Annotated in this window: 10 protein-coding genes; 5 read left to right on the top strand and 5 right to left on the bottom strand. The window is 71.3% G+C overall.

All coding sequences use genetic code 11. From position 1 onward, the window contains the following. The 5 genes from RWM17_RS08610 to RWM17_RS08590 form a co-directional block, all read left to right on the top strand. Window positions 1-1,171, top strand: a 1,171-nt coding sequence (locus RWM17_RS08610; protein WP_314102734.1) for a helicase-associated domain-containing protein, incomplete at its 5' end; no start/stop codon positions are given. Between the two features lie 37 nt (window positions 1,172-1,208). Next, a complete protein-coding gene (locus tag RWM17_RS08605) occupies window positions 1,209-2,843 on the top strand; it encodes a DNA repair helicase XPB (RefSeq protein ID WP_314102732.1) in 1,635 nt (544 codons plus the stop codon). Further along, window positions 2,840-3,409 carry a hypothetical protein gene (locus RWM17_RS08600; protein ID WP_314102730.1) on the top strand — a complete coding sequence of 190 codons (570 nt, stop codon included), beginning with the start codon at window positions 2,840-2,842 and terminating at the stop codon, window positions 3,407-3,409. The genes RWM17_RS08605 and RWM17_RS08600 overlap by 4 nt, the downstream gene beginning before the upstream one ends. A 102-nt stretch (window positions 3,410-3,511) precedes the next feature. Beyond that, window positions 3,512-4,204, top strand: coding sequence for a response regulator transcription factor (locus RWM17_RS08595; protein WP_123355366.1), 693 nt, complete (start codon window positions 3,512-3,514; stop codon window positions 4,202-4,204). 67 nt (window positions 4,205-4,271) lie between these two features. Beyond that, window positions 4,272-6,041 (top strand): HAMP domain-containing sensor histidine kinase, encoded by a 1,770-nt coding sequence (locus RWM17_RS08590; protein ID WP_314102726.1) that lies wholly within the window; start codon window positions 4,272-4,274, stop codon window positions 6,039-6,041. A 732-nt stretch (window positions 6,042-6,773) separates the two neighbouring features. On the opposite strand, the gene groL is transcribed toward RWM17_RS08590, so the two are convergent. From groL to RWM17_RS08565, 5 genes are all read right to left on the bottom strand, one after another. Continuing rightward, window positions 6,774-8,393, bottom strand: coding sequence for a chaperonin GroEL (gene groL / locus RWM17_RS08585; protein WP_192040916.1), 1,620 nt, complete (start codon window positions 8,391-8,393; stop codon window positions 6,774-6,776). 134 nt (window positions 8,394-8,527) lie between these two features. Continuing rightward, a complete protein-coding gene (locus RWM17_RS08580) occupies window positions 8,528-8,731 on the bottom strand; it encodes a cold-shock protein (RefSeq protein WP_314102722.1) in 204 nt (67 codons plus the stop codon). 192 nt (window positions 8,732-8,923) lie between these two features. Next, window positions 8,924-9,514, bottom strand: coding sequence for a LytR C-terminal domain-containing protein (locus RWM17_RS08575; protein ID WP_314102720.1), 591 nt, complete (start codon window positions 9,512-9,514; stop codon window positions 8,924-8,926). Window positions 9,515-9,540: 26 nt separating this feature from the next. Then, window positions 9,541-9,834, bottom strand: a complete 294-nt coding sequence (locus RWM17_RS08570; protein ID WP_192169641.1) for a DUF3263 domain-containing protein — start codon at window positions 9,832-9,834, stop codon at window positions 9,541-9,543. A 90-nt stretch (window positions 9,835-9,924) separates the two neighbouring features. Continuing rightward, window positions 9,925-10,281, bottom strand: a 357-nt coding sequence (locus RWM17_RS08565; protein WP_314102717.1) for a DUF2332 family protein, incomplete at its 5' end; no start/stop codon positions are given.

Here is a 10,281-nt window from a genome sequence, read left to right as displayed (position 1 = left end):
GGCCAGCACGCAGGAGGCGGCGGCCTGGCTCGCCTCCTCGTGGCCCGACCGCTGGGAGTCGCTGACCCGCGCGTGGCTCGCCTCGCTGCCGGCCGAGATCCTCGCGGTGCTGCACGAGCGCGTCGAGACCTCGTGGGGCGAGCCGCTGTCCGAGTACGCGCGCTGGGCCTACCCGGCCGGCGACGCGTGGATCCCCGAGCGCCTCGCGGTCTTCGCCCGGGCGGCCGAGCTGCTCGGGCTGACGAGCGGCCAGGCCCCGACCCGCGCGGCCGTCTCGCTGCTGCGCGAGGGGCCGGAGGCGGCCAGGGCCCGCGTCGCCGACCTGCTGCCCGACGCCATCGAGCAGGTCTACCTGCAGCACGACCTCACCGTCGTCGCGCCCGGCCCGCTGGCCCCGGGGCTGGACGCCCGCCTCCGGGTCATCGCCGACGTCGAGAGCGCCGGCCTCGCCGCCACCTACCGCATCACCGAGGGCGGCATCCAGCGCGCCCTCACCGCCGGCGAGACGGCCGACAGCCTGCGGTCGTTCCTCGACGGCATCAGCCTCACCGGCGTCCCGCAGCCGCTCGACTACCTCCTCCAGCAGTCCGCCGAGCGGCACGGCCGGTACCGGGTCGAGCGCGTGGTGGGCAGCGCCGACCTGCCTGCCGGAGCGGTCACGGTCGTCAGCTCCGACGAGCGGGCGAGCGTCGACACGCTCGAGGTCGACCACGCCCTCGCGCCCCTCGCGCTGCAGCGGGTGGACGCCGGTCGCGTCGCCACGACATTCGACCGCGACACCGTCTTCTGGGCCCTCAGCGACGAGCGGTACCCGGTCGTCGTGGTCGACGACGGCGGCGAGGCGACTCCCCCGGCGCGACGCCGCCTGCACCGGCCGACGCCCGTGCCGCCGCGCGACGCGGTGCGCGACATGGTCGAGCGGCTCACCGCGGGGAGCGAGGCCAGCAGCGAGACCACCGACCGCGCCTGGATCACCCGTCAGCTCGACGCCGCGGTCAAGGGCCGCCTGACCGTCACCATCGCGATCGCGATGCCCGACGGCAGCACGAGCCAGCTCGAGATGGAGCCCACGGGCGTCGGCGGCGGACGGGTGCGCGGACGCGACAAGAAGTCGGACGTCGAGCGCACGCTGCCGCTGTCGCACGTCGTCTCGGTGTCGAGCTCGGCCTGAGTCGCACCCAGGCAGGGCGCGCCTAGACTCGACCCTCATGACCGGCCCCCTGATCGTGCAGAGCGACCGCACCGTCCTGCTCGAGGTGGCGCACCCTCAGGCTGAGGACGCGCGCCACGACCTGAGCGTGTTCGCCGAGCTCGAGCGCGCCCCCGAGCACGTGCACACGTACCGCATCACGCGCCTCGGCCTCTGGAACGCGCGCGCCGCGGGCCACACCGCCGACGACATGCTCGGCACGCTCGAGAAGTACAGCAAGTTCCCCGTGCCGCAGAGCGTCACGGTCGACGTGGCCGAGACGGTCGCCCGCTACGGGCGCATCGTCATCGAGCGCGACGGCGAGACCCTCGTGCTGCGCGGCACCGACGACGCCGTGCTGCGCGAGGTCACGCGCGTCAAGAAGATCGGCGAGCTGCTCGGCGTGCGGCGGAGCGACACCGTGTGGGAGCTGCTCCCCTGGGCTCGCGGCGAGATCAAGCAGCAGCTGGTCAAGCTCGGCTGGCCCGCCGAGGACCACGCCGGCTACACGCCCGGCACCCCGCACGCCATCGAGCTCGACCAGACCGACTGGCAGCTGCGCGGCTACCAGCAGCAGGCCATCGACGAGTTCTTCTCGGGCGGCTCGGGCGTGGTCGTGCTGCCCTGCGGCGCCGGCAAGACGCTCGTGGGCGCCGGGGCGATGGCCGCCGCCGGCACGACCACGTTGATCCTGGTCACGAACACGGTGAGCGCACGGCAGTGGCGCGACGAGCTGCTGAAGCGCACCTCCCTGACCGAGGACGAGATCGGCGAGTACTCGGGCTCCGTCAAGGAGGTCAAGCCGGTCACCATCGCGACGTACCAGATCCTCACCGCCCGCCGAGCAGGCAAGTACACCCACCTGTCGCTGCTGGACGCCCTCGACTGGGGCCTCGTCGTCTACGACGAGGTGCACCTCCTGCCGGCCCCCGTCTTCAAGCTCACCGCCGAGCTGCAGGCGCGCCGCCGCCTCGGCCTCACCGCCACCCTCGTGCGCGAGGACGGCCGCGAGGGCGACGTGTTCAGCCTGATCGGGCCCAAGCGGTTCGACGCCCCCTGGAAGGAGATCGAGGCGCAGGGCTACATCTCGCCCGCGAGCTGCTTCGAGGTCCGGGTCGACCTGCCGCAGCAGGACAGGCTCGAGTACGCGGCCGCCCCCGACGACGAGCGCTACCGCCTCGCCGCCACGGCGCCGGCCAAGCTCGACGTGGTCAAGCACCTCGTCGAGCGGCACGAGGGCGAGCAGATCCTCGTGATCGGCCAGTACCTCGACCAGCTCGACCAGCTCGCCGAGGTGCTCGACGCCCCGACCCTGACGGGCGCGACGCCTATCGACGAGCGCGAGCGCCTGTTCCAGGCCTTCCGCTCGGGCGAGATCAAGGTGCTGGTCGTCTCGAAGGTGGCCAACTTCTCGGTCGACCTGCCGGAGGCGACGGTCGCGGTCCAGGTCAGCGGCTCGTTCGGCTCGCGGCAAGAAGAGGCGCAGCGGCTCGGGCGCCTGCTGCGGCCGAAGAAGTCGGGCCTGCCCGCGTCGTTCTACACGCTCGTCAGCCGCGACACGGTCGACCAGGACTTCGCCCAGAACCGTCAGCGGTTCCTCGCCGAGCAGGGCTACAGCTACACGATCCTCGACTCCCCGGTGCTGGCCGCGTGAGCGGGCCCGAGCTCGGGCCCGGCGACGTCCCCCTCGGCGACGACGAGCTCTGGCGCGACGGCCTGCGCCGCGTGTTCCTGGCCGACCAGTCGCCGTGGGCGGCCTTCGGGCCGTTGGTCGCCTCCCTCGACCACGAGGCCGTCGAGTACCGGGGCCAGCGCTCGCGGACCGCGCCGTGGGACGACACGGTCGTCGTCTCGGTCGAGCGCACGTACGAGGTGCAGGGCGGCCTGCACGCGGGCGCGAGCCTGAGCGTCGTGACCTGGACCCGCGACCCCGAGGTCCTCGAGCGCAGCGACCTGCTCGCGGGCTCCCCCGTCGTCGACCACCTCTACGCGGGCCTCAGCGCGCTCGGCGAGCTGGACGACGCCGAGGAGGCGCGGGTCGTCACGGCCCCGGTCGAGCGGTTCCCGGGATGGGAGATCGCCCGCGCCTCCGGCTACACGGCCGTGCTCGAGCAGCGCGACGGCGTCGCCTTCACGCTCGCGGTGCCGGACGAGCTGCTCGAGCTCACGACGCGCATCGCGCTCGTGCCGAACACCGAGTGGGACGACGCGGGCCACTGACGGTCGACTGACGGCTCGCTGACGGCGCGCTCGCTGCTAGCACGCGGTCGGCGCACTCACGACTCACAGGCAACACCGAGGGCGCGGACAGATACTGGGGGCATGAGCGACGGCCCCAAGATTCTCATCGTCGATGACGAGCCCAACATCCGCGACCTGCTGACGACCAGCCTCCGGTTCGCCGGCTTCGCCGTGCGAGCGGTCGGCAACGGCGCGCAGGCGATCTCCGCGGTCCTCGAAGAAGAGCCCGACCTGATCATCCTCGACGTCATGCTGCCCGACATGAACGGGTTCGGCGTCACCAAGCGCCTCCGATCGTCGGGCTACACGTCGCCCATCCTGTTCCTGACGGCGAAGGACGACACCGAGGACAAGATCACGGGCCTCACCGTCGGCGGCGACGACTACGTGACGAAGCCGTTCAGCCTCGACGAGATCGTCGCCCGGATCAAGGCGATCCTCCGCCGCACCATGAACGAGGACGAGGACGCCATCATCCGCGCCGGCGAGCTCACCATGGACCAGGACACCCACGAGGTCACCATCGGCGAGACCGCGATCGAGCTCAGCCCCACCGAGTTCAAGCTGCTCCGCTACCTCATGCTGAACCCCAACCGCGTGCTGTCGAAGGCCCAGATCCTCGACCACGTGTGGGAGTACGACTTCAACGGCGACGCCGGCATCGTCGAGAGCTACATCTCGTACCTGCGTCGCAAGCTCGACCAGTTCTCGGCTGAGCCGATCATCCAGACGAAGCGCGGCTTCGGCTACATGCTCAAGGCCGCCAAGGCCTGACGCGCAACGATCACCGGTGGCGCCCGGGGGCCTCGGCTCCCAGGCGCCACCGGTATCTTCGCTTCTCATGCACGAACGCCTGTCGCAGTGGTGGAACGAGATCTCCATCCGCACCAAGATCACCGGGATCACGGTCACCCTCGTGACCCTCGGTCTGCTCGTGGCGGGCCTCGGCACCATGACGGTGCTCAGCACGTACCTCTACGGCCAGGTCGACCTGTCGCTCAAGTCGGCCGCCGAGACGTTCTCCGGGGCGTCGCAGAGCGCCACGAACGCGCAGTCGTGCACCGTCACCTTCGGGGCGACGAGCAGCAGCTTCGTCGCGCTCTTCCGTGAGGACGGCACGCGCATCTGCGACAACGCCGACGAGCTGCAGGGCGGCACGGGGCCCGACCTCTCGGCCGTCGACCTCCCCAAGGCCGGCACCACTGCCGAGCCGATGAGCGTGTACAACTCCGACCACGACCAGCAGTGGCGCATCTACGCGTTCGACAAGACGCTGACGCAGCGCGACCAGACGACCGGCATGGTCGAGCAGATCGACGCCACCATCGTCACCGGCACCAACCTCGCCAGCACGAACGCCGTCATCGGGCGCTTCAGCGGCATCTTCCTGGGCTTCGGCGTCTCGGTCATCGTGCTCGGCGCCGCCCTGACGCGCCTGCTCGTCACGTCGACCTTCTCCCCCCTGCGCGACGTCGAGGCCACGGCCGCGCGCTTCGCGGACGGCGACTTCAGCCAACGCCTCGACTCGACGACGCCCAACACCGAGGTCGGCAGGCTGAACCGCTCGCTCAACACGATGCTGAGCCGGATCGACTCGGCCTTCGACGACCGGTCGCGGACCATCGACCAGATGCGGCGCTTCGTCGGCGACGCCAGCCACGAGCTCCGCACCCCGCTCGTCAGCCTGCGCGGCTACGCCGAGCTCTACCGGATGGGCGCGCTGACCAAGCCGGAGGACGTCGCCCAGGCCATGGACCGCATCGAGAAGGAGGCGATCCGGATGGGCGTCCTCGTGCAGGACCTCCTCGCGCTGGCCCGTCTCGACGAGTCGAAGCCGCTGGAGCTCGGCCCGGTCGACCTGGTCGCCATCGCCCGCGACTCGGCCCTCGACACGATGGCGTCCAACCCCGACCGCGACATCGCCGTGGTCGTGCACGACCCGGTCGTCAGCGACGGGGCCGACGAGCTGCCCGTGGCCGACCTGTCGGCCGTGCCGGACGACGCGGTCGCCGTGCCGCCCGGGTCGACGGGGGCGATCTCGTTCGCGGGTGCCACCCTCGCGCGCCTCCGTGGGCTGCGGGCCCGCGCCGTGCGGGCAGGCGAGCCGGTCGGCGACGAGCAGTCCGGCGACGCGTCCGGCCACGGCCCGCAGGCACCGGCCGTGGTGCTCGGCGAGGAGAACAAGCTGCGCCAGGTGATCACGAACCTGATGGGCAACGCGATGCGCTTCACGGAGCACGACAGCCCGATCGAGCTCGCCGTGCAGTCCGACCCGGGCCGTGGCGTCGCGACGATCGACATCGTCGACCACGGCGAGGGCATCCCGCCGCAGATCCGGGAGAAGATCTTCCAGCGCTTCTGGCGTGCCGACTCGTCGCGCACCCGCGACACGGGTGGCTCGGGCCTCGGTCTGGCCATCGTCTCCGGCATCGTGTCGGCCCACGGCGGCAGCGTCGACGTGTTCGACACCCCCGGAGGCGGTGCGACCTTCCGCGTCGCGCTGCCGCTGTTCCCCGACGCCGGCAGTGCCGGCAGTGCCGCCGGGGCTGCTGGAGTTGCCGCTACGGCCGCCCCTGCCGCCGAACAGCCGCCCACGACGCCCGCCTCCTAGCCGCTCTGCCGGGGTCGTACCCGTAATTTTGCGCGTGATCCGTCGTCCGAACGCCGCAGAAGCCGTTCACCGAGGCCTGCGCCGCACGGATCACTCTCGCTTGGCGGTCCCACGACCCTCAGAGCGGTGCGGCGCAGCCGCGGCCCCTCTCCGCTCACGCGCCCACCCGTGATCCGCGAGCGATCCGTCGTCGGGGCACCGCAGAGGCCGGTCGCCGAGTCTCGCGCCGCGCGGATCACTCTCGCTTTGCGACCGACCGCCCCCACATCGGTGCGGCGCAGCCGCGGCCCCTCTCCGCTCACGCGTCCAACCCGTCATGTGCGCGTGATCCGCACGATCCGAGCCGCGCCTCCTGCTCGGACACCGACGCAGCACGCGGATCACTCTCAAATTACGGGGGGATCCGCACATGCCGACCGGCGAGCCTGCTGTACCCGAGAATCTGGGTACTGCAGGGCCCGCGAGCACGCTGCGGTCGGGTTCTGCGGCTCCCCCGCACGCGTGCGCGACCCGCAGCCCCGCACAACCCGACCTGCTCGCATGCAACAACGGGTTTTCCCACTTTTGCGAAGCGCGAGGACGCCGTCTGGTCGGCATTTGCAGAAGAGCACGCACGCAAACACGCACACACGCACGCAGACGCGCACGCGCACACACACGCACGCACGAACGCCGAAGGGCGGCTCCCCCGGAGGAGAGCCGCCCTTGCGGTGTGACTGGCGCGGTCGTGGACTAGAAGTCCATGCCGCCCGAGGGGTCGCCGGCCGGGGCCGGGTTGCGCTCGGGCTTGTCGGCGACGACGGCCTCGGTGGTGAGGAACAGACCAGCGATGGAGGCGGCGTTCTGCAGGGCAGAGCGGGTCACCTTGGCCGGGTCGATGATGCCGGCGGCGATCATGTCGACGTACTCGCCGGTCGCGGCGTTCAGGCCGTGTCCGACGGGCAGGCTGCGGACCTTGTCGGCGACGACGCCGGGCTCCATGCCCGCGTTGAAGGCGATCTGCTTCAGCGGAGCGTCGATGGCGACGCGCACGATGTTCGCACCGGTCGCCTCGTCGCCCTCGAGGTGCAGCTCGGCGAGAGCGGTCTTGCCGGCCTGGATGAGGGCCACGCCACCACCGGCGACGATGCCCTCCTCGACGGCTGCCTTCGCGTTGCGGACGGCGTCCTCGATGCGGTGCTTGCGCTCCTTGAGCTCGACCTCCGTGGCCGCGCCGGCCTTGATGACGGCGACGCCGCCGGCGAGCTTGGCGAGGCGCTCCTGGAGCTTCTCGCGGTCGTAGTCGCTGTCGGTCGCCTCGATCTCGGAGCGGATCTGACGGACACGGCCCGCGATCTGCTCGGGGTCGCCGGCGCCCTCGACGATGGTCGTCTCGTCCTTGGTGATGACGACCTTGCGAGCACGGCCGAGCAGGTCGAGCGTCGCGTTCTCGAGCTTGAGACCGACCTCCTCGGCGATGACCTGGCCACCGGTGAGGATGGCGATGTCCTGCAGCTGGGCCTTGCGACGGTCGCCGAAGCCGGGGGCCTTGACGGCGACCGACTTGAAGATGCCGCGGATCTTGTTGACGACCAGGGTCGCCAGCGCCTCGCCGTCGACGTCCTCGGCGATGATGAGCAGCTGCTTGCCGCTCTGGATCACCTTGTCGACGACGGGGAGGAGGTCCTTGATGTTCGAGATCTTCGAGTTGACGATGAGCACGTAGGCGTCCTCGAAGACGGCCTCCTGGCGCTCGGGGTCGGTCACGAAGTACTGCGACAGGTAGCCCTTGTCGAAGCGCATGCCCTCGGTCAGCTCGAGCTCGGTGCCGAAGGTGTTCGACTCCTCGACGGTGACGACGCCCTCCTTGCCGACCTTGTCGATGGCCTCGGCGATGAGCGCGCCGATGGTGGGGTCGGCGGCGGAGATCGAGGCGGTGGCCGCGATCTGCTCCTTGGTCTCGATGTCCTTCGCGTCGGCGAGGAGCTGGGCCGAGACGGCGGCGGCGGCCTTCTCGATGCCGCGCTTCAGCGAGATGGGGTCGGCGCCTGCGGCGACGTTGCGGAGGCCCTCACGGACGAGCGCCTGGGCGAGCACGGTGGCGGTGGTGGTGCCGTCGCCGGCGACGTCGTCCGTCTTCTTGGCGACCTCCTTGACGAGCTCGGCACCGATCTTCTCGAACGGGTCGTCGAGCTCGATCTCCTTGGCGATGGAGACGCCGTCGTTCGTGATTGTGGGGGCGCCCCACTTCTTCTCGAGCACGACGTTGCGGCCGCGCGGGCCGAGCGTGACCTTCACCGCGTCGGCCAGGATGTTCAGGCCGCGCTCGAGGCCACGACGGGCCTCTTCGTCAAAAGCAATGATCTTAGCCATGTGTTTCCTCGTCCCTCCCGGACGTCATGAAGCAGAAGCATTGGCACTCACCAGCGGCGAGTGCCAAGGACGATTCTGGCACTCTCACCTATGGAGTGCAAGTGAGCCCCGCACCTCGTGACGCCCTGCAGGGGTCAGGCCGGACGGACGCTCTCCGCCTGCGGCCCCTTGTCGCCCGTGCCGACCTCGAAGACGACCGCCTGGCCCTCCTCGAGGACCTTGTAGCCGTTCATGTCGATGGCGGAGTAGTGGACGAAGACGTCCTGTCCGCCGTCCGTCACGGTGATGAAGCCGTAGCCCTTCTCCGCGTTGAACCACTTGACGGTGCCCTGTGCCATGGTGTCGTTCCCCTTGCTGTGCTCTGGTGCGGCGCGTGCGGTGGTGCCAGTGCCGGGACCAGATGCTAGCCAGGGCGCACCAGCCCGCAGAAGGCCTCGGCGCAGGGTTAACCCGCTAGAAGTGACGAATTCACACGTTCCGCAACGGGGCGGCAACACGACCGCAACGGGACGGCAACGAGGAGGCGCGCCTCAGGGCGTGTAGTCCGCCCCCAGCACCGCGGTCACCGACGAGTCGGGGAACGCGTCGCTCAGCTCGACCGTGGTCGTGCCGAGGTCGCGGGCCACGCCGAGGGCCACGGCCTCGTCGGCCGCGTCGGCGTAGTAGACGATCGTCGTGGGCACGGTGCCGTCGGCGTTGCCCTGACCGGCCACGGTCCAGCCGGTCTCGGCGAGGGCCAGCGACGCGCGGCTCGCGAGCCCGCTCGTCGTCGTGCCGTTGAGCACGGTGATCGTGGTGACGTCGGGGTCGACGGACGCCGGGTCGGCGGGGGCGACGGTCTCGGCCGGCGTCGTCGGGGCGGCGGTCCCGTCCGTCGCGTCGTCGGCCGGCGTCTCCGACCCGGCCTCGGCCGTCTCGTCGGAGGTCGGCGAGACGAACTGGAAGCTGTCGTTCGCGACGCCGAGGTACACGACGCCCGCGCCGACGAAGACGCCGACCGCGAGGGCGCACCACGCGAAGACGACCCAGCCGCGACCTCGCCGCGCCACGGCTCGGTGGGCCCCGACCCTCTGCAGGTCGCCGGGCACCTCGTCGAATCGGTCGCGGGGGTGTTTCGCCATGGTGTGGTGTCGGTCTTCCGTGTGGGTCAGCGGTCGGTCGGCCCGAACGAGCGGGCGGCCCTCGCCCGCGAGCGCTCCTCGCGCAGTCGCAGGAGCCTCCCCACGAGCATGGGCGAGTAGGCAAGTGCAGCAGGTCTGTCGAGGAGGGAGCCGAGCATCTGCTGATAGCGCGCGGTCGTGAGGCCGAGCTCGCGACGCACCGCCGCCTCCTTCTGTCCTGGCGAGGACGGGGCACGCTGCTCGAAGTCGAGCAGGGCACGGTCGCGCTCGGACAGCGCGCTCGTGCGCACGTCCCCGCTGCCGCTGCCCTCGTCGCTCACTGCCCGCCCTCTCGGTCCCGGCCAGCTTAGGGGCGGGCGGCGGAGCAGCCGGGGAGGCGCGGGGCGGTTCGGCCGGTCGGCTCGTCGCCGTCAGCCGGTCGTCCACAGGCGGGTGCCGTGGGCGTCCCCCACCGCCAGCGCACGCCCGTCGAGGGCGAGCACGGCGAACGACTCGTCCGGGGGCACGCCGTCGGGCACGACGACCGGCACGTCGTGCAGCAGGCCCCGCCGCTCGTACGAGATCCACCGCGCGCCCAGGCCGCGCACCAGGTCGACGAACTCCTGCCGACGGCGTCCGGGCAGGTAGACGAGCGTGCCGGTCGAGACGACGACGAGGGTCGCGTCCCGGGGCGCCTCGGCCGCGAGCCGCGCGAGGTCGTCGACGGCGTCGCCCCGCTCGACCCGAGGAGGCGCGGCGGCGGCCACCGAGACGGCCTGCGACAGCAG

Origin of the sequence: uncultured Frigoribacterium sp., assembly GCF_963515265.1 — a bacterium.
Lineage (GTDB): Bacteria > Actinomycetota > Actinomycetes > Actinomycetales > Microbacteriaceae > Frigoribacterium.
This window is presented reverse-complemented; position numbering and strand designations above follow the sequence as displayed.